We start from the raw sequence: 18398 nt of genomic DNA on the forward strand, positions 1-18398 counted from the left end.
GGAAGCCATCTTTGGGTCAGAGAACCGTGGATTGCTCATCGCCAAAAAACGGCGTCATGTGGGCGACAATCACTGAGTTTTCCTCTAGCGCACGCTGCATCAGAGCCCGTTCTTCGTCGTCAATTTCGTGACCTTCGGCTTCGCGCTCAGCCAAGGTGCCATATCCGGTGACATCCAACGGAGCAGTGTCTGCCTGTTTCAGGATCGCGACTGTCTCGCGCACCGCCTCTGCCTCATCGATACCCGAGGCAAAAATCATCAGCGCAGCGCCTGTGGCGCCTTTGGGCAGGCCATCGCCCTCTTTGCGGCCAATCTGGACCACAAGTGTATAAACCTGCTGGCGGGATATTTTCTTCTTTTCCATGTTGCTGCCATAGACCCGTGCGGGGGCGGGGGTCAACCAGTGTCAGAAGGCGGATTTGAAAACTCGGAAAAAGTTCTGAGGTTCACGTGGAAATCGGCAATTATAAAACAGTATTGTGGGTTCTGCTGCAAAAAATGTGGGAAAACGCCCCGTCAGTCAGGTCTGACGCATCACGGTCGCATCCAGATCTGCCCGACGATCCGTAGGGTGTCGGGCAGGCAGATTGGCTTATTCGAAAGATATCAATTGCTAGTAGGCGCTTAAGTAACCTTGACCGTCAATTCGTCGAGGCCCTGAATTGTCAGAACCATTTCGTCACCGCGCTGAATGGGGCCAACTCCAGACGGTGTACCCGCCATGATGACGTCACCGGCGGCAAGCTCAAAGTAGTCGGACAAGTAAGAGATCATTTCTGGAACTTTCCAGATCATCTGATTCATGTCGCCAGTCTGTTTGACGTCACCGTTTACTTTCAGTTCGATCAGCCCAGCGTCCAAATGACCAACATCGGCGGCAGATTGCAGCGGACCAACGGGACCCGAAAGTTCGAAAGCTTTACCAATTTCCCAAGGACGGCCCATTTTCTTGGCCTGTCCCTGAAGGTCACGCCGCGTCATATCCAGCGACGGCGCATATCCCCAAACGTGATCAAGCGCATCCTCAAGTTTGATGTTGGTGCCGCCGGACTTCAGTGCAACCAACAGCTCAGCCTCGTGATGGACGTCTTCGCTTTGGGCCGGGTAGGGGAACTCTCCGCTGGCATCCAGATTGTTTGGGTTCTTTTGAAAGAAGAATGGCGGCTCGCGGTCTGGATCGTGACCCATTTCAACCGCATGGGCGGCGTAATTCCGACCAATGCAATAAACACGTCGAACAGGGAATGCCCCGCCGCCGGCCACTGGAATCGCCGGTGTTGGCGGAGTTGTTATCACAAAATCAGTCATTTAGACCTCCCAAATCAGTTTTAGTTGATGCATTCATAACGTGATAATTTCAACAAATCAATCGCAACCAATCCGTTTTATGTTGAATTGCGTTATCCAATCGGTAATGGTTAGTGAGAATTTCGTGGAATCACGGAAGATTGGTTAGTCATCAGGATGTCGCTTTGCAAAACTCAGGCCGAACACTAAACACATCACCGTCCGTCGAACGGTTGCGCAACTTTATTGCGGAGGGTGGTTATGAGGCCGGCAGTAAGCTTCCGGCAGAACGTGAGCTGACCGAGAGTCTTTCTATGACTCGAACTGAGTTGCGCAAAGCTCTTGATACGCTGGAACGCGAGGGAGCGGTATGGCGGCATGTGGGTAAAGGCACGTTTGTCTCTGATGGCAGTAGTGCGGAAACTGAAGATGCGCTGATTAATTTAGGTCGTAAATTGACGCCGTTCCGGATGATGCGCGCACGTTTGGTGATTGAGCCTGCAATTGCCCGGGAAGCTGCGGTAAACGCGTCCGGTGACGACCTCACGTTGATGCAGCGGGCCATGAAAAGAGCCCGATCGGCAACGACCTGGGCCGAGTACGAAGAACAAGATGACTTACTGCACCACTTGATTGCGCAAAGCAGTGACAATTTGCTGCTTGTATCGATGTTTCAACAACTTAATCAAGTTCGCCGCGCGGTGGCCTGGGGCAATGTTGTTCGCGAAACAACGCGTCCGTCACCAGAGCACATTAGTTTTGATGAACACGAGGCGATCGTAACCGCGATTGCGAACCGTGATTCTGAGGCTGCCTATAGCGCCATGCGCAATCACCTGCGTTCGGTCTCGGATCGTCTGTTTGAGGAGGCATAACACCAACAATAAAGATCGGGGACCCGCACAAGTGCGAAACCCCGGCGCCAGAATAAAAATGACGTTCACTGGGAGGAGAACTATGAAACATTTTGTACAGAAGATGACGCAGACGGCACTGGCGGTGCCGCTGGCGATCGCCATGACGTTTACTGCGGCTCAAGCGGACACGCTGAAGATCGCACTGGCCGAAACACCATCAGACGAGTTGGCCGCCTTCTTTGTCGCGCTTGATCGGGCTAAAGCCAACGGTCTTGATTATGAATGGACAGCATTTTCTGACGAAGAACTTGCAGTTCAGGCGATCTTAAGCGGTCAAATGGACATCGGCTTTGGTACTCCGTACTCAGCCATGCAGCGGTCAAAAGCCCCGATCCGGATCATTTTCCAGCTCTCCAAGCTGAAGTTCTTTCCTGTTGCAGTCGAGGAATACACCGACCTGTCGCAGTTGGACGGACAGCCAATTATGCTGCATTCGCGCGGCGGCGGAACCGATTCAATTGCCAACGTGATTGAGGATCGGATGAGCATGTCTTTTGGTGATCGTTCGTATGTACCAGGGTCGTCGAACCGGGTTGTTGCCATGTTGGCAGGTCAAGCTGACGCCACGATTTTGGACCTGTCCAACAAGAATAAAATCATCGCCGAAGCGGGCGATCGGTTTAACGTGCTGCCAATGTTCGACGTGGACGCCAGTGACGAGGCGCTGTTCGCCAATCTGGACTGGATTAAGGACAACAGCGAACAGGTCGATATCCTTGTCGAAGCGCTGGTAAGCGTTTGGCAGGACATGGCTGAAGACCCAACCGTCATCAGTCGTGAAACCAACCCGGATGGGCCAATTGGCCAGCTTCCTGCTGAGATCCTCGCTGAACTTGATGGGTTCTACACCGAAGCGGTTGCTGGTGGACTGTATGATCCCAACGGTGGCGGTCGCATCGCTGCCAAGGCAGATCTTGATTGGTATGCAGCAGCGGGCCAATTGGACGGAAACCCAGAGGAAATGAACATCGAGGATTTCTGGTATCTTGCTCCGCTTGATGCCGCGATGAAGTAATCCACTGTGGTTACCGATCGTCGGACTTGATCGGTAACCACACCTACACATTCCCTCTAAATGTCGAGGCGACATGAAATATCGATCCCTCTATATCAAAGTGATCTCAGCGCTCCTGGTTTTCGGAGCCTGGGAAATCGCGGGACGCATTCCGATCAGTTATGCATTCCCAACCTTCTTCGAATCTATGTCCGCATTGGCGCGGATGACTTTCGACGGCAGTATCTTTGTTGCCTATTCTGAAACTCTAAAACCACTGGTTATCGGTGTGGCCATTTCAACTGTGCTTGGCATCGGGCTGGGTCTTTGGATTGGACTAAGCGAACGGTTCGAATGGCTTTTCTCGCCAATCTTTATCGTGATGCAGGCAGCACCTCTGGCAGCGCTTATTCCGCTGCTTGTGATGGCATACGGAATTGGGCTGACATCGAAAGTCTTTGTGGTCTGTATCATGGCTATGCCGGTGATCGTATTGAGCACCAGCAGTGCCGTGCGCAACACGCCAAGCTCAATGCAGCAAATGGCGACGTCGTTCTTGGCCAAAGATCATCATATCTTGCTTAAGATCATCATTCCGGCGGCCTCTCCGGTTATCTTTTCCGGGCTTCGCCTGGGGGTGTCGGCTGGCTTCATTGGCGCAATCCTGTCCGAGCTGAAGATCACACCAACCGGTGTCGGAGACATCATAAGCTATAGCCGCTCAATTGCTGACTACCCGAGCATGTATGCAGCTATTTTCTCGATTATCTTGTTGGCAGTTCTCTTCCTGAACCTGCTCGAGAAAATCGAAAACCTACTCTTTAAAGGAAATGATCGTGGATATGTCACAGACTAATAGTGATTTTGCGGGTGTTCAGCAACCTGAACAGGACATCGCCGTTTCCGTGAGGGGCGTCTCGAAGAACTATGGTGCGGTCGAAGCGCTAAAGGACATGTCGCTGGAATTTCCGCGTGGTCAGCTGACCTCGTTGCTTGGACCTTCGGGTTGCGGGAAAACGACCCTGCTAAAGATCATTGGCGGGTTGCTAAAACCAGACTCCGGCGAGATTGTCGTCAACGGAAAACCCGTCGTTGGTCCCGGCCCTAACCGCGCCTTTGTTTTTCAGGACTTTGCTCTTTTGCCCTGGGCCAACGTGCTGCGAAATGTGGCCTTCGGGCTGGAATTGCGCGGTGTCGCAAAATCAGAGCGCGAAGACAAAGCGGCCAAATATATCAAGGATGTGGGCCTTGCAGGATTTGAGCAGGCGTATCCGCATGAACTTTCAGGCGGAATGCGGCAGCGCGTTGGCTTGGCACGCGCCCTGTCCGTTGACTCCAAAGTCCTGCTACTGGACGAGCCGTTTTCGGCAGTTGACGAACAGACACGGCGCAAGTTCCAAGAGGATCTTCTGTCTCTGGTTGCCAATGAGAACAAGACCTTCATTTTCGTCACCCACTCGATTGAAGAGGCGGTTTATGTTTCTGATCAGATCGCAATCCTGCTGCCGCGGCCTAGTCGGGTCTCCGAGATTATTCGGCCATCAAGCTTTCGCTTGAAAGGGGCCGAAAACATCCGGCGAGACCCGGAGTACCTGGATATCGTTGATGAAATTTGGGCGTCACTACGCAACTACGTCGAATAGGGGATCGCCATGTGGATTCGAGGATACAAACTACCAGCGATGTCGTCGCTTTTGGTCTGGGGGCTCCTTTGGGAAGTCGTCGGCCAATTGGGAATGACATTTTTCATACCACCACTGTCAGATGTCTTTGTCACCCTGTTCGAAATCATCGGAACGCCGGCTTTTTTGAAAGCGCTGAGTGAAACCGCTCAGGCCTTTTGTGCCGGGGTTTTCTTCTCTGTTGCGATCGGCATTCCGGTGGGCATTTTGATGGGGCGCAGCCGGTTGCTGGATGAGTTGCTACTACCGTGGGTGAACATCTTTGTGAGTGCACCACTGACGGCGTTGGTTCCAGTGCTAATGGTTCTTTTCGGCTTCGGCATGAAATCTATTATCATCACGACCACACTGTTCGGTATCTGGATTATCATCTTGAATACCCGCGCTGGAGTGCGTCAGATCAACCGGTCTCTGGTGGAAATGGCCACCAGCTTTGGTGCGTCGCCGATGGATGCCTTCTTGAAAGTTTATTTCTGGGCAGCGTTGCCGGAAATTCTGGGCGGTGTCCGGATCGGTGTCATCCGAGCCGTGAAGGGGGTTATCATCGGGCAACTTCTGATCTCAATCGTAGGATTTGGTGCATTGTTTGAACTCTACGCTTCAAACTTCCTGATGAGCCACTTCTGGGCGGTGTTGATAGTCCTGTTTACACTGGCTTTTTCGATCTCAGAATTCTTGGGATACCTGGAAAAAAAGGTGGCTTACTATGCCGCCAGCCGCTGAGTATCGTTAATTTGATATCCTAGCCCTGATCTAAAGACCAAACGGTAATAATACGAGGCTCAACTATGTCTGCGACTTTGCAAACACTTCTTGCACTTCACGATACTGCGCTTCCGGCGATTGGGGCTCCTGGCCAGGAATGGCTTTCTTACGGGGGCTTACGGGCCCTTGGCACTGAAGTTAGGGCACAGCTGCGGCGCGCTGGCGTTGGCGTTAACGACAGGGTCGCCATTGTTCTTCCCAATGGGCCAGAAATGGCGACTGCATTTGTGACCATTGCCCAGGCGGCGGTCACGGCTCCGCTTAATCCGGCTTATCGATTAGAAGAATACGAATTCTATCTTTCTGACCTGAAGGCCAAAGCACTGGTTGTTGGGCAGGGCGACGACAACCCAGCGGTAGAGGCGGCACGCAAGATCGGAATGACGATCCTGCGATTGCATGCTGACACGGCTGGACCTGCCGGGACATTCGAATTGACGGCAGAGGGCCCAACGGTTGAGACTGCGGGCGACGCGATGCCAGATGCCGATAGCACCGCACTGATCTTGCACACTTCTGGCACAACATCGCGGCCCAAGATCGTTCCATTGCTCCAGTCTAACCTGGTGGCATCTGCCCAGAATATTCGTGACTCTCTGGCCTTGTCCCAGACGGACCGTTGTATGAACGTGATGCCACTGTTTCACATCCACGGATTAGTTGCGGCTGTTTCGGCCTCACTGGCGGCAGGTGGGTCCGTCTGGTGCGCGCCCGGGTTTGATGCCCTGAAGTTCTTTGGCTGGATGAAGCAGGCGACGCCCACATGGTATTCGGCCGTTCCAACCATGCATCAGGCGATCCTGACCCGCGCGGCCCGCAATGCGGATGTGATCGCCGAGACGCCGCTGCGGTTCCTGCGATCCTCGTCGGCGTCCCTGCCTGCCCAAGTGATGGTCGCCTTGGCCGAAACTTTTGATGCCCCGGTGATCGAGGCCTACGGGATGACAGAGGCGACCCATCAGATGACCAGCAACCCGCTTGTACGCGGAACACAGGTGCCGGGATCGGTTGGCATCGCTGCCGGCCCAATGGTGCAGATTGCCCACGAAGTTGAAAATGCTTTGCTGGATGGCACTGGCGAGGTGGTCATTTCTGGGGCCAACGTGACGCTTGGATATGAAAGCAATCCAGAGGCCAACGAGAAGAATTTCTTTGACGTGGATGGCACCCGGTGGTTCCGGACTGGCGACCAGGGCGCAATTGATGCCGGTGGCTTCCTGCATCTGACGGGGCGGTTGAAGGAAATTATCAACAGGGGCGGTGAGAAAATCAGCCCACTGGAAGTGGACGGTGTCTTGCTGGACCATCCGGCCATCGCGCAGGTTGTGACCTTTGCGATCCCGCACCCAAAATTGGGTGAGGAAGTTGCCGCCGCGGTTGTGTTGCGCGATGGTCAGGATGCCACAGATCAAGAGATCCGGACATTTGCGGCTACGCGAATTGCGGACTTTAAGGTCCCTCGCAAGGTCATCATTCTGGACGAGATTCCAAAAGGCGCGACGGGTAAGATGCAACGGATCGGGCTTGCTGAAAAGCTGGGCCTGGCACCAGCTGAATAATCCCAAAGGATAGTACCATGAAGATTTGTATCTATGGCGCCGGCGCTATTGGTGGTTACATGGGGGCGAAACTGGCCCTGGCCGGTGTTGATGTCAGCCTGGTCGCACGCGGTCCACATTTGGCGGCGATGCGGGACAAAGGTTTGACGCTTCTGGAACACGGGGCCGATCCGGTCACTGTGCCTGTTACGGTCAGTGACGATCCAGCCAGCCTTGGTCATCAAGACTTTGTAATCGTGACATTAAAAGCCCACTCCGTACCGGGTATTGTGCCAATGATGCAACCGCTTTTGGGGCCGAATAGCTCGGTGGTCAGTGGCGTTAACGGTGTTCCGTGGTGGTACTTCCATAAGATTGGTGGCCCATTGGAAGGCACGCGGTTGACCAGCGTCGATCCCGGAAATGCACAGTGGGACGGTATCGGACCGGACAATGTACTGGGCTGCGTTGTTTACCCGGCCGCAGAAGTCAGTGAGCCGGGCACAATTCGCCATATCGAAGGCAATAGGTTCTCGCTGGGTGAACCTGATGGCTCTAAATCAGACCGGGCTGTCGCCCTGTCGAACATGTTAAAATCGGCGGGCCTGAAGGCGCCTGTGCGGCCAAAACTACGCGATGAGATTTGGGTGAAATTGTGGGGCAATCTGTCATTCAATCCTATCTCGGTTCTTACCGATGCAACCCTGGAAGTATTGTGCACAGACCCCGGCAGTCGCGCGGTGGCGCGGGCTATGATGGTCGAAGCGCAGACAATTGCCGAGAAACTGGGTGTTAAATTTCCGATCGATGTGGACAGACGGCTGGACGGTGGGGCAGCAGTGGGCGCTCATCGTACCTCTATGTTGCAAGACCTTGATAGTGGTCGGCCGATGGAAATTGACGCTTTGGTTGGGTCTGTTAAGGAGCTCGGTCTTCGTACAAATACGCCGACGCCGACTCTTGATAGCGTTCTGGCACTGGTTCAGCTCCGTGCTAGATCTGCAGGATTATACAGCTGATCTGTCATCTTTTGATTTGCGGCGTTCGTGAACGCGACTAAGAAAGCGCATGGGAACCCTACAAATCGTTTCACGATTGCAAAATGGCCTGTCCCGATCAAAATCAGGGCAGGCCATTTTTTTATTTCAAGCTAAAGCGTTAGATATCTTCCAGAAGGATAGTCCGGTTTTCTTCGGCAGACAGAGTGATCGCTTCTAGAACTTCGATGTTGTGAACCATTTCCTCGGGACTGAACGGATAAACCGTACGCCCCTGCGCTGCATCGACGAATGCCTCAAGATTCCGCGTCACTGCGTCATCCCAATCATAGGCTGTTTGCTGAATCGGTGTCCCCGTTCGCGATCGTAAAAACTGTACCTTTCCACCTGGGGTATCCGGGTGAGTGTCATTGAGAACTTCGATCCATTCTTCGGTTCCGAAGACATGCATCCGGATGAAATGGGGGGTATGCAATACAGCGCTAAGCGTTGCGGTGACGCCGCTTTCAAAGCCAAGCTGCGCGGTGACAACATCGCCAGTTTCCCAGCCCAAAGATCGACTGGCCGTCATGGCCTGAACCGTCTTGACCCTACCGAAAAACGAGATGAACAAATCGGTTAGGTGAATACCCATTGCTGTCATACCCGCCGCTGGCGAGACGGCTTTTGATGTGCGCCAATCATCTTTGGGCGTGCCGATCAGCTTGTCGTGGCTAAAGGCGGCCTCGGCATGCATGATGGTCCCTAATTCGGCTTTGTCCAACGCACTTTTCAACGCCAAAAGCGCGGGTTCAAAGCGGCGTTCGTGACCGATCCCCAATTGCACTCCGGCTTTCTGGCAAGCAGCCATTGACCGGCGGGCACTGTCGGCGGTCAATCCAAGTGGCTTTTCGCAAAATACATGTTTGCCCGCATTGGCGCAGGCGATGACCTGTTCTTCGTGCAGTGGATTGGGGGTGGTCAGAATAGCGGCGTCGACGTCGTCGTGATTGATTGCCTCTTCCAAAGACGAGAATATCTGCAAACCCATTGCCTGAATATTCGGATGGTTTGCCTCGACGGGCTCGACCACTCCTGCGATATGAATGGTCTTATGGCTTTTCAGGCGGTTGGCAAAATGCTTACCCCACCAGCCGAATCCAACAATGGCGACGGAGAATTTATTCGTTGCGGTGCTCACAGGCTGGCTCCAATTTTCGAGAACTGGCCTTTGTGAAACAACAAGGGATTCTTGTCGTCCTTGCTGATGCGGCATACGCGGCCCAGATAAATCTCGTGATCTCCGCCGGCGAAGCGGTCGACAGTCTCACACTCTAAAACAGCCGAAGCCTGAGCTAATACCGGGATGCCATTCAGCCCCGTGCGCCAATCAACACCAGCGAATTTATCTTCGGATGGACGTGAGAAGTTCAGAGCCAGGTCTTTTGACTGGTCGCATAGAATGTTGATGGCAAAAGACGAGTGAGAGCGGAAAGCGGTCAGGCTGGGCGCCTTCAACGACAAGCTCCACAAGATAAGCGGTGGATCCAGCGATACTGACGAAAATGAGTTAGCGGCGAGCCCGACGGGGGCGCCATTGTCGCCGATCGTTGTGATAATTGTTACCCCTGTTGCGAACTGGCCCAAGACATCGCGAAGGGCTAAAGGGTCGATGCTCTCGACGCTGAGATCTGTAGCAAGCGCGTTCATTTTTCTATCCTACTGATACGTTTCAACCACAAACATTCATGAGAAATGTCATTTTAACAACTTATGAGATCTTATATCTGCTCTCAGTTTTTTTGATGCCGTGATTTTTCCGTGACGGAAGAGTGCTACCAAGGCTATCTGAATATCTGATAACATACATTAGAAACCATCATTATCTCTGCAGGCTGTCGTCTGACATATTTGAAGAAACTCGAGGTCATGTCCGGAGACGCAGATGCAGTTATCATTTTTCACAATGCCCATTCACCCGCTGAACAAGCCTGTATGGCAAAGTATTCAGGAGGACCGTGAAGCATTTATCCTGGCCGATGAGCTTGGCTTTGTGGAAGGATATTGCGGTGAGCACACCACGGATCAGGCCGAAATCATCACCTCGACCGTCGCCTTTCTTGCCAGCCTGGCCTATGAAACCAAGAATATCCGGTTGGGCACTGGCACAGTAAATCTGCCCAATTCGCATCCCGCACGGGTCGCTGCTGAGGTGGCGATGCTGGATCATATGCTGAAGGGCCGTTTTAATTTTGGTATTTCGCCCGGCGGGTTGATGTCGGACGCCGAAGTGTTTGGTAACCTTGATAAAGATCGCAACGCTATGTTTATCGAGTGCATCAACATGGTGCTGCAGATCTGGGAAGGCAAAGCACCTTACAACTTGCAGGGCGACTATTATTCGGTGACCACCGAGAAAACCATGATGCCGGAAATCGGACAGGGCGAATTTATTAAACCCTACCAGGATCCGCATCCGCCGATTGTCGGCACTGTTGTAGCCCCGTACTCTAAGGGTGTTACCGCCATGGCAGCACGTGGATGGGAGCCGATTTCTGCAAACTTCTTACTGCCCAAATGGGTCGCTACCCATTGGCCAAACTATGCCGAGGGCTGTGCCCAGGGCGGGCGGGAAGCCAAATTTGAAAATTGGAGCGTGGCCAAGAACCTCTGTGTCGCAGACGACATGGCAACGGCTAAACGCTATGCCCGCGATCCTAACAGCCCCTATGTTCTGTATTTCAAACAACTGCTGACCAAGCTGCGCTCGGGCGGACGATTGAATCTGTTCAAAGAAGATCAGAACATGAATGACGAGGATGTGACGCTAGATTACGTGCTGGATCGTCTGGTCATTTACGGTGATCCGTCAAGTGTGGCCGATCAGGTTCTGGCCTTCCAAGAGCAGACCGGCCCCTTTGGTAAGTTGGTCTATGCGGGTCAGGATTGGCTGGACTATAATCTGGGCCGCCGTTCGATGATCTTAATGGCAGAGCAGGTTCTGCCCAAAATCAACACAGCAATTGGGGCGGGTGAACAATGAGCAACCTGGTAACAGGACAGGTGACCACCGCAGGCGGGGTCCGTATCTCATATCAAATCGACGGAGCGGAAGACGCGCCTTGGATCGTGCTTTCTAATTCCTTGGCAACGGATCGGCGGGTGTGGGACCCACAGATGGAGGCGCTGACCAAGTCGCGGTGTGTTTTGCGATATGATGCCCGTGGCCATGGTCAAAGTGGTCCGGGTACACCGCCCTATAATCTGGGCTTGCTTGCAGATGATGTTGTTGCGTTGATGGACCATCTTGGTATCGAAACGGCTGAATTCATGGGCATTTCACTTGGTGGTATGACTGGCCTGGCCTTGGCAATTGCACATCCGAAACGGGTCAGTAAGCTGATTTGCTGCGATGCTCGAGCCGATTCTCCGGATGCCTATAAAGCTATCTGGGACGGGAATATCGCACGCTTGCATGAAAACGGCATCAGTGTCCTATGTGAGCCCACAATGGAGCGTTGGTTTACTGCTGGATTTCTTGCAGATACGGCGAATTCAGAAACCCTGACCACTGTTCGCTCGATGATCAATACAACTGCTGCCGCAGGGTATGAGGGCGCGGCGCGCGCGCTGCAGAACCTTGATTTATTGCCCAATCTGCCAAAAATATCCTGTGCCGTTTTATATGCAACTGGTGAGTTTGACATGGCGGCACCTGTGCCGGTTATGCAGGCAATGTGTGACGCGACTCCGCAGGCTGAGTTCGTTGTGATCGAAGGGGCAGCTCATTTGTCGAACCTGGAACAGCCAGACAGTTTCACCAAAGCCGTTACGGCGTTTTTGGGTTTGAAGTAAAACTTAGTGGCGGGGAGTACAGGCCACTCGCCACTAAGGTCCAGCAAGGTTCACAGAATAATCCGAATGGCGAGCTGGCCAGTCCAATGGTCAGCCCGTGCCTTAGGACGTAGACTGTCTATGGGCAGGCTGAGAACGATGAAAATAGCACCGTCGCAAAATTATTCCACCCAATGAGTAATCGCGACATTGCCCAACGTCATGGAGAGAGTGATGCCTATAGATGCTCTACCTCAAATAATGGTAGCGCCAAATGGCGCGCGACGCACAACCCGGGATCATCCTTCAGTGCCGATGCAATTGGACGATACCATCGCCACCGCACTTGCGTGCAAAGCGGCGGGCGCCGGCGGGTTGCATGCTCATGTGCGTGACACTGATGGGGGGCATATTCTGGATGCAGGTCTGTATTTGGAATTGCTGGCTGAGATGAAACACCGCGCGCCCGATTTTACCGTGCAAATAACGACCGAGGCCGTGGGCCAATACACCCCGAAAGAACAACGGGCGCTGGTTACGGCGGTCATGCCAGACTTTGTTTCAATCGCCCTGCGCGAAATGGTAGCAGGCGAAGACGACAAGGATCTGTGCAAGTTCTATCACTGGGCCTATGTGTCAGGGATCGGCGTGCAGCATATTCTTTACACCCCTGAGGAAGTCTTGAAACTGGCTTCATTTGTTGAAAAAGGGGTGATTCCAGCGCAAGATTTGGAAGTACTGTTTGTTCTGGGCAGGTATTCGACCAACCAGCAAAGCAGTGTTTCGGATATGTCGCCATTTGTCGCCAATGCAACGCAAGTTCTTAAAGATGCTGATTGGGCGTTATGTGCCTTTGGTCAACAAGAAACCTCTTGTCTGGCCGAGGCGGTGCGCCAAGGCGGCAAAGCGCGGATTGGTTTTGAAAACAATCTGCACAACAGCGACGGGTCAATTGCGGTGGACAATGCGGAACGTGTTCACGAACTGGTTGCCGAACTAAAGCGTGAAAAATTGGCGGACATGCCAAATTGATCTTTGCCATGGTAAATGTTCTGGCCCCTATCTTTGCTATTACGTTAATTGGTTTTGTGCTTGGGCGATCCAAGATTGAACTTCACGCGGGAACGCTCAGCACAACTGTTCTTTTGGTTGCTACGCCTGCGCTGATCTTCTCGTCTCTCACATCCTATGGTGTGACACCCACGATGTTGTTGGAAATGGCCGCAGCGGCGATTCTTTGTCTATCGGCTTCTGCCGTGTTGAGCATGCTGACTATCAAGATGTTCGGCTTGTCCATGCGGTCCTTTCTGCCTAGCCTGATGTTGCCAAATTCCGGAAACATGGGCCTGCCACTGGTCATGCTGGCCTTTGGGGACGAGGGGCTGAAACTGGGCGTGTCCTATTTTTTTTTTGTTGCGCTTGTCCAGCACTCTGTTGGTTTTTCGATCGCCTCGGGCAGTTATTCTATGAGTCATCTGTTAAAGCAGCCGCTGATCTACGCTGTGGCTGCGGTGATCCTGGTTTCCACAACAGGGATAGCCGTTCCTGAGGTCGTTTTGACCACCACTGAAATACTTGGCGGAATGATGGTTCCTGCAATGTTGATACTTCTTGGCAGTTCACTGGCGGGGCTAACAATCTCGGACTTAAGGCCGGCGCTCGTCGTGGCTGTCTCCAGACTGGTAATAGGGGTGCTATCCGCACTCGCTGTCATCTGGGTTTTGGGTTTAGAGGGCAGGGTTGCGGGGGTGGTGTTTTTGCTGTCCACGATGCCAACGGCGATCATAACTTATGTGTTTGCACAACGTTACCGCCCAGAACCGGGCCAGATCGCCAGCGCAGTGGTTGCATCAACGCTGTTGACCTTTGGTTGCCTGCCTTTTCTGCTATGGTTTGCGGTAAAAGTTTTGGAGCAGAGTTAACAGCTTAATTGGTTTTATGTATCATTTGCTTGATAGTGATCGAAGTGTTTTTGGTTCCCCTTCAACAATTGCGGCTCTGATATATGAAGAATGTAAAAATCCAACACTTGCGGTTCTTTGTTGCTGTCTACGAAGAGAATTCGATAACTGCCGCTGCTAATCGTGTTCATGCCACTCAGTCGGGTGTCAGCATGCAAATCCGCGACCTGGAAACGATCCTGGGCTTGACCCTGTTTGATCGGGCGTCGACGGGGGTGACACCGACCAAAGCCGGCGATCGGATCTATTGGCGGGCAACCCGGATTCTGTTGGAAATTGACGAGTTGCAAGAGGATGTCGCAACACATACGGACGAGCTGTATGGCTGTGTTCGGGCGGGCATCATGCCAACTTTTGCAAAATCAATTCTGGCTCCGGCCCTGATCAGGTTCTCAGAACAAAATCCCTATGTCGACGTCAAAATTACCGAAGGCTATAGCGAAATTCTTACCACCAAAGTCGCAAATGGTGAATTGGACCTTGCTGTTGTCCCAGGTGGCGATATCCCGGTTGGTGTTCGTTCTTCGCATGTTGAAACGGATATAGAAGTTCTAATTCAAAGATGCACCACTGACAGCCAGTCCCGTGAACTCGTCAATTTGGCTTCCGCACCTCCATTAAAGATTATGCTTCCAGGTCCGGGCAATGCGCGCCGCTCCAAAATCGATCAGTACCTTAGCAATTTCTGTGCTTCTGATCATATGATCATGGAGCTGGACAGTATGATGACCACATTGGATATGGTGAACCGCGGCGAGTGGTCAGCAATTGTCCCTGGGTGTCTGTGTATCGCAAATATTGATGACAAAAATATGCGACTGTCACCGGTGTTGGATCCTCCTCTGACCGTCGATTACTTGTTGATCGAACCGATAACAAAAGCGCGAAGCAAAGCAGTACAGGTCTTTGCCGGCGAACTGTGTGATGAAATCGAACGCGGTTGCCAACAATGCCGAGATCAATTCACTTCATAATTTAGTTATTTTTCAAAGTGTAATGTAGTGCTTAGTCGGCTGGTAAGTCGAGTTTCCCAACAGTCAAACCGGTGTCGTATTTGGCCATGTCGCGGTAACACGCGGCGGTCTTTTTGCGGCTTGTGCTTGAGGTAAAATTTGGGACCTGAAATCAAGGCCGGGTATCAAGAAAACTGAACACAGACATAAGTACTCATAAGTTGTTTTGGTGTCGGGAAAAGGTACAATTTGGAGTCAAGAAAGGGCGAAGGTGCCAAATTATGCTAAGAGACCGGACATCGTTCAATGGAGGAACAGCAGCGTTGGGCATAGCTGATCAGCAGCTGGGCCGTGCCGTCAATTTGCCCTTGAGCGTCCAGATTAATCAGCGCGGTGCAGCTTAATGACTGTCACTCTCAAATTTGGCGGATACCAAGGGGATCAATCCGTTCATACGCTAGGTGTGCTGGCCTTTTGCGATGCATTGGAACGACATTCTGATGGTGAAGTCCGAGTTGACTTTGAGCAAAATATTTCAGCTTCCGGACGTCAGGCTTCTGATTTGTTGTCAATGACGGAAAGCGGAACGCTGGATGCTTGCTATTTTTCGTCCAGCTATCTGACCAAACGAGTGCCGGATCTGGGCTTGTTCGATCAGCACTTTTTGGCTCCGGATCGTCCCCAAACCTTTGCGATGCTGGATGGTGCGTTTGGCAAGCAGTTGGCTGCAAAAGTAGAATCGCAAACCGGGTACAAGGTCATGGGGTATTGGGACAATGGCTTGCGCCATATCACGTCCGCTAAGGGCCCAATTCGCAGCCCGGATGATTGTCGGGGAATGACGATCCGGACGCTGGCCAACGAAGATCACCAACGCGTCTTTCGGTCGCTTGGATTTGACCCTGTGACCATCGATGTCAGTGATCTGGCAGACGCGGTCGAGGCGAGGCGTGTTGACGCGCAGGAGAACCCGCTCACAAATACCTATAATTTCGGACTGCACAAAACCCACAGCCATGTTGTTTTGACCAAACATCTGCTTGGCGTGGCGTTGGTGTTGTTCAACAAAGATAACTTCGCGTCATGGTCGAAGTCTGTTCAGAAGGCGGTGTCGGCAGCGTTGCAAGAAGCTACTGCGAAACAGCGCCATGCGGCCGTAGCTGACGACATGAGTTGCGCTAAGAACATGCGCGAACAGGGCGTTGAATTTACCAACCTTTTACCAGAGGAGCGCGCCAAGTTCGTCGCCGCTTCCCGTGACGAGGTTGCGATGATGCGCACAATCTTTGATGCCGGGTTGCTAGAATTGTTTGACCAAGAGCTGACGAAAACAGCCACAGGGTCCCGGCATCAAAACGAACAAAGATCAGGGAAGAGTGAATGAAACTTGCAGTTTCCAGTGATGGAATGGGGAAAACGGTGATGATAGGGAAACTTAAATTAACCCCTGAATTGGCCGTTGTGGCGGTTCTGATGGTGCTGGCTGGCCTAAGCGTGGTCTTTATCGGTGCGCTGGTGGCCCCGCCCAAAGTTTTGATGGGTCGGTCGCTAACCGCTATTCCACCTAACTTATTCCCGATTATCGTCCTGTCTCTTCTGGGGCTTCTATGTGCTGGCTATCTGTATTGGCGCAGTCGGAATGCTGACGTGGGTGAGATTGGTGGTTTCAATTTTCAGGGGTGGGATCGCGCAGCGGCGCTCTTTGGATTGATGCTTATGTATGCACTGACGATGGAGCCATTCGGCTTTTTGATATCGTCGGCCATTTCACTGGCCCTGATCTCTTGGCTCGCGGGCAATCGCACAATTTGGCAAATTATCGCCCTGTCACTGATTGGCCCGCCAACCCTGTACCTGCTGGCCACTCGAATTTTGGCGGTGTCTCTGCCCGAACTCAGTGCCATCGAATTTGCTTATTCACGCCTGCTGGGAGGCTGAGAAAACAATGAATGCCGATCCTAAATCTAAAGGAAAAATGAATGCTTGATCAGTTCCTAGAAGGCTTCGCTATGGCGATGCGCGTGGACACTTTTGTGCTGATGGGGGCAGGGCTGTTTGGCGGAATGCTAGTTGGCGCACTACCTGGTTTCACGACTTTGATGGCAATGGCCATCTTGCTACCAATCTCGTTCTTTCTTGACCCGATTGTTGGTATTCCGTTTCTACTGGGCGTCTACAAAGGCGGCATCTTTGGCGGCAGTATTCCAGCTATCTTGGTCTCGATGCCTGGTACCGGTGCTGCCGTGGCCACGTCGAGGGATGGCTATGCGCTGACCAAACAGGGCAAATCCCGCAAAGCGCTGGATATGGCACTGTTTTCCTCAGTGTTCGGCGATACCGCCAGCGATATCTTTACAATATTCATGATCTTTCCAATTGCCTTTTTGGTCATGCAATTTGGTCCACCCGAACTGTTCGCGGTTCTGTTGCTAAGCCTGGTCATCATTGCCGCTACTTCAGGGTCCAGCACAATGAAAAGCCTGATCATGATGGCTGTCGGTCTGTGGCTGTCCTTTATTGGCACCGATCCTTTGGGGGGGGTAGAACGGTTTACATTCGGGCTGTTTGATCTGAAGTCCGGCATTCCGCTGCTGCCGATGCTAATCGGCGTGTTTGCGATCCCCGAGATTGCAGGCGTGGTGATCCGCAATGAAAAAGTGAAACAGCTGGCATCGCTGATGGGCGAACGTCTGACCTTTCGTGAATTCCGCGCAACTCTGAAGACGATCTGCCGGTCGACGGTTATTGGCACTGGCATCGGCATTATTCCAGGACTGGGGCAAGTGGTTGCCGCAATGATGGGATATGCGGCGGCCAAAAATGCCTCGGACCATCCCGAGACCTTTGGTCAGGGCGATTTAGAAGGCGTAGCCGCTGCCGAAGCTGCCAATAACGCGGTGAATGGGCCGACTATGGTGCCTCTGCTGACACTTGGTATTCCGGGTGACAATGTGACAGCCATTCTGCTGGGCGCCTTTGTGGCCCAAGGCCTTCGTCCTGGTCCGCAATTGTTCGAAGAGCAGGGGGCCACGGTTTTTGCCATCCTGATTGCCATGGTATTCGCCAACCTGATGTTCCTGGTCATTGGCTACCTGTCGATCCCGTTCTTTTCACGGCTGGTCCGGATCAAAACCTCGGTGCTGATCCCCGTGGTGATCATGTTCGCCTTTGCTGGTGCCTATGTGTTCCGGTCCGACACCTTTGACCTGCTGATGTTGGTTGGATTTGGGATTTTCGGATTGATCGCAAAGGCTGGAAAATTCGATGTCATGCCGATGGTTATGGGATTCATCCTCGGCCCGCCAATGGAATACGCTTTCGGTCAGACCATCGCCATGGGGAACGGTTCTACACTCGCATTCCTCTTTGACGAACGGATCGCTGCGCTGATGATTTTGGTCGCCACGCCGATGATCGGATTGCTCCTGTGGAGACGGATGAAAACTGTCCCCTCAGACTAATGGTCCAAGCCGCGGCATCAGCTGCTTGG

The 18398-nt window shown here is 52.7% G+C and carries 19 protein-coding genes; 15 read left to right on the forward strand and 4 right to left on the reverse strand.

Annotated elements, in window-relative coordinates; all coding sequences use genetic code 11:
* Positions 1-16: 16 nt before the first annotated feature.
* Together EBB79_RS20925 and EBB79_RS20930 are read right to left on the reverse strand one after the other, a co-directional pair.
* The gene (locus tag EBB79_RS20925; RefSeq protein ID WP_127751083.1) at positions 17-364 is read right to left on the reverse strand and encodes a hypothetical protein; all 348 of its coding nucleotides are present in this window, start codon (positions 362-364) and stop codon (positions 17-19) included.
* Between the two features lie 260 nt (positions 365-624).
* The gene (locus EBB79_RS20930) at positions 625-1308 is read right to left on the reverse strand and encodes a fumarylacetoacetate hydrolase family protein (RefSeq protein WP_127750749.1); all 684 of its coding nucleotides are present in this window, start codon (positions 1306-1308) and stop codon (positions 625-627) included.
* Between the two features lie 164 nt (positions 1309-1472).
* Between EBB79_RS20930 and EBB79_RS20935 the strand changes: the two genes are divergently transcribed.
* From EBB79_RS20935 to EBB79_RS20965, 7 genes are all read left to right on the forward strand, one after another.
* Complete coding sequence (locus EBB79_RS20935; RefSeq protein ID WP_127750750.1) at positions 1473-2162, forward strand: FadR/GntR family transcriptional regulator; 690 nt, start codon at positions 1473-1475, stop codon at positions 2160-2162.
* Between the two features lie 82 nt (positions 2163-2244).
* On the forward strand, positions 2245-3219 hold the full coding sequence (locus EBB79_RS20940) for an ABC transporter substrate-binding protein (protein ID WP_202977628.1): 975 nt from the start codon (positions 2245-2247) through the stop codon (positions 3217-3219).
* A gap of 73 nt (positions 3220-3292) precedes the next feature.
* Positions 3293-4054: an ABC transporter permease gene (locus EBB79_RS20945; RefSeq protein WP_127750751.1), complete on the forward strand. Its 762-nt coding sequence runs from the start codon at positions 3293-3295 to the stop codon at positions 4052-4054.
* Positions 4041-4841 (forward strand): ABC transporter ATP-binding protein, encoded by an 801-nt coding sequence (locus EBB79_RS20950; RefSeq protein ID WP_238704961.1) that lies wholly within the window; start codon positions 4041-4043, stop codon positions 4839-4841. The genes EBB79_RS20945 and EBB79_RS20950 overlap by 14 nt, the downstream gene beginning before the upstream one ends.
* A 9-nt stretch (positions 4842-4850) precedes the next feature.
* A complete protein-coding gene (locus EBB79_RS20955; protein ID WP_127750753.1) occupies positions 4851-5603 on the forward strand; it encodes an ABC transporter permease in 753 nt (250 codons plus the stop codon).
* A gap of 65 nt (positions 5604-5668) precedes the next feature.
* Positions 5669-7204, forward strand: coding sequence for an acyl--CoA ligase (locus EBB79_RS20960; protein WP_127750754.1), 1536 nt, complete (start codon positions 5669-5671; stop codon positions 7202-7204).
* A 17-nt stretch (positions 7205-7221) separates the two neighbouring features.
* Positions 7222-8202: a 2-dehydropantoate 2-reductase gene (locus EBB79_RS20965; RefSeq protein ID WP_127750755.1), complete on the forward strand. Its 981-nt coding sequence runs from the start codon at positions 7222-7224 to the stop codon at positions 8200-8202.
* 139 nt (positions 8203-8341) lie between these two features.
* Here the strand turns inward: EBB79_RS20965 and EBB79_RS20970 are convergent, their stop codons facing one another.
* Both EBB79_RS20970 and EBB79_RS20975 read right to left on the reverse strand, forming a co-directional pair.
* Positions 8342-9361 (reverse strand): Gfo/Idh/MocA family protein, encoded by a 1020-nt coding sequence (locus EBB79_RS20970; protein WP_164860850.1) that lies wholly within the window; start codon positions 9359-9361, stop codon positions 8342-8344.
* The gene (locus EBB79_RS20975) at positions 9358-9870 is read right to left on the reverse strand and encodes a flavin reductase family protein (protein ID WP_127750757.1); all 513 of its coding nucleotides are present in this window, start codon (positions 9868-9870) and stop codon (positions 9358-9360) included. Before EBB79_RS20975 ends, EBB79_RS20970 begins: the two co-directional genes overlap by 4 nt.
* Before the next feature lie 235 nt (positions 9871-10105).
* On the opposite strand from EBB79_RS20975, the gene EBB79_RS20980 reads away from it, so the two are divergent.
* The 8 genes from EBB79_RS20980 (at position 10106) to EBB79_RS21015 (ending at position 18369) form a co-directional block, all read left to right on the forward strand.
* Positions 10106-11203 carry an LLM class flavin-dependent oxidoreductase gene (locus EBB79_RS20980; protein ID WP_127750758.1) on the forward strand — a complete coding sequence of 366 codons (1098 nt, stop codon included), beginning with the start codon at positions 10106-10108 and terminating at the stop codon, positions 11201-11203.
* The gene (locus EBB79_RS20985) at positions 11200-12015 is read left to right on the forward strand and encodes an alpha/beta fold hydrolase (protein WP_127750759.1); all 816 of its coding nucleotides are present in this window, start codon (positions 11200-11202) and stop codon (positions 12013-12015) included. Before EBB79_RS20980 ends, EBB79_RS20985 begins: the two co-directional genes overlap by 4 nt.
* Before the next feature lie 213 nt (positions 12016-12228).
* Complete coding sequence (locus tag EBB79_RS20990) at positions 12229-13026, forward strand: beta-keto acid cleavage family enzyme (RefSeq protein WP_338045781.1); 798 nt, start codon at positions 12229-12231, stop codon at positions 13024-13026.
* Between the two features lie 8 nt (positions 13027-13034).
* Positions 13035-13916, forward strand: a complete 882-nt coding sequence (locus EBB79_RS20995; RefSeq protein ID WP_127750760.1) for an AEC family transporter — start codon at positions 13035-13037, stop codon at positions 13914-13916.
* A gap of 83 nt (positions 13917-13999) precedes the next feature.
* On the forward strand, positions 14000-14929 hold the full coding sequence (locus EBB79_RS21000; RefSeq protein WP_127750761.1) for a LysR family transcriptional regulator: 930 nt from the start codon (positions 14000-14002) through the stop codon (positions 14927-14929).
* Between the two features lie 382 nt (positions 14930-15311).
* A complete protein-coding gene (locus EBB79_RS21005) occupies positions 15312-16292 on the forward strand; it encodes a TRAP transporter substrate-binding protein (RefSeq protein WP_127750762.1) in 981 nt (326 codons plus the stop codon).
* On the forward strand, positions 16289-16846 hold the full coding sequence (locus EBB79_RS21010) for a tripartite tricarboxylate transporter TctB family protein (RefSeq protein ID WP_127750763.1): 558 nt from the start codon (positions 16289-16291) through the stop codon (positions 16844-16846). The genes EBB79_RS21005 and EBB79_RS21010 overlap by 4 nt, the downstream gene beginning before the upstream one ends.
* Positions 16847-16887: 41 nt before the next feature.
* Entirely contained in the window at positions 16888-18369 is a 1482-nt protein-coding gene (locus tag EBB79_RS21015; RefSeq protein WP_127750764.1) for a tripartite tricarboxylate transporter permease, read from the forward strand.
* Positions 18370-18398: the final 29 nt, after the last annotated feature.

Origin of the sequence: Parasedimentitalea marina (assembly GCF_004006175.1) — a bacterium.
Lineage (GTDB): Bacteria > Pseudomonadota > Alphaproteobacteria > Rhodobacterales > Rhodobacteraceae > Parasedimentitalea > Parasedimentitalea marina.

Bases quoted from the DNA above. Each gene is read 5' to 3' on its own strand.
- EBB79_RS20925 (WP_127751083.1), bottom strand. From the start codon at position 364: ATGGAAAAGAAGAAAATATCCCGCCAGCAGGTTTATACACTTGTGGTC.
- EBB79_RS20930 (WP_127750749.1), bottom strand. From the start codon at position 1,308: ATGACTGATTTTGTGATAACAACTCCGCCAACACCGGCGATTCCAGTG.
- EBB79_RS20940 (WP_202977628.1), top strand. From the start codon at position 2,245: ATGAAACATTTTGTACAGAAGATGACGCAGACGGCACTGGCGGTGCCG.
- EBB79_RS20945 (WP_127750751.1), top strand. From the start codon at position 3,293: ATGAAATATCGATCCCTCTATATCAAAGTGATCTCAGCGCTCCTGGTT.
- EBB79_RS20950 (WP_238704961.1), top strand. From the start codon at position 4,041: ATGTCACAGACTAATAGTGATTTTGCGGGTGTTCAGCAACCTGAACAG.
- EBB79_RS20955 (WP_127750753.1), top strand. From the start codon at position 4,851: ATGTGGATTCGAGGATACAAACTACCAGCGATGTCGTCGCTTTTGGTC.
- EBB79_RS20960 (WP_127750754.1), top strand. From the start codon at position 5,669: ATGTCTGCGACTTTGCAAACACTTCTTGCACTTCACGATACTGCGCTT.
- EBB79_RS20965 (WP_127750755.1), top strand. From the start codon at position 7,222: ATGAAGATTTGTATCTATGGCGCCGGCGCTATTGGTGGTTACATGGGG.
- EBB79_RS20975 (WP_127750757.1), bottom strand. From the start codon at position 9,870: ATGAACGCGCTTGCTACAGATCTCAGCGTCGAGAGCATCGACCCTTTA.
- EBB79_RS20980 (WP_127750758.1), top strand. From the start codon at position 10,106: ATGCAGTTATCATTTTTCACAATGCCCATTCACCCGCTGAACAAGCCT.
- EBB79_RS20985 (WP_127750759.1), top strand. From the start codon at position 11,200: ATGAGCAACCTGGTAACAGGACAGGTGACCACCGCAGGCGGGGTCCGT.
- EBB79_RS20990 (WP_338045781.1), top strand. From the start codon at position 12,229: ATGCCTATAGATGCTCTACCTCAAATAATGGTAGCGCCAAATGGCGCG.
- EBB79_RS20995 (WP_127750760.1), top strand. From the start codon at position 13,035: ATGGTAAATGTTCTGGCCCCTATCTTTGCTATTACGTTAATTGGTTTT.
- EBB79_RS21000 (WP_127750761.1), top strand. From the start codon at position 14,000: ATGAAGAATGTAAAAATCCAACACTTGCGGTTCTTTGTTGCTGTCTAC.
- EBB79_RS21005 (WP_127750762.1), top strand. From the start codon at position 15,312: ATGACTGTCACTCTCAAATTTGGCGGATACCAAGGGGATCAATCCGTT.
- EBB79_RS21010 (WP_127750763.1), top strand. From the start codon at position 16,289: ATGAAACTTGCAGTTTCCAGTGATGGAATGGGGAAAACGGTGATGATA.
- EBB79_RS21015 (WP_127750764.1), top strand. From the start codon at position 16,888: ATGCTTGATCAGTTCCTAGAAGGCTTCGCTATGGCGATGCGCGTGGAC.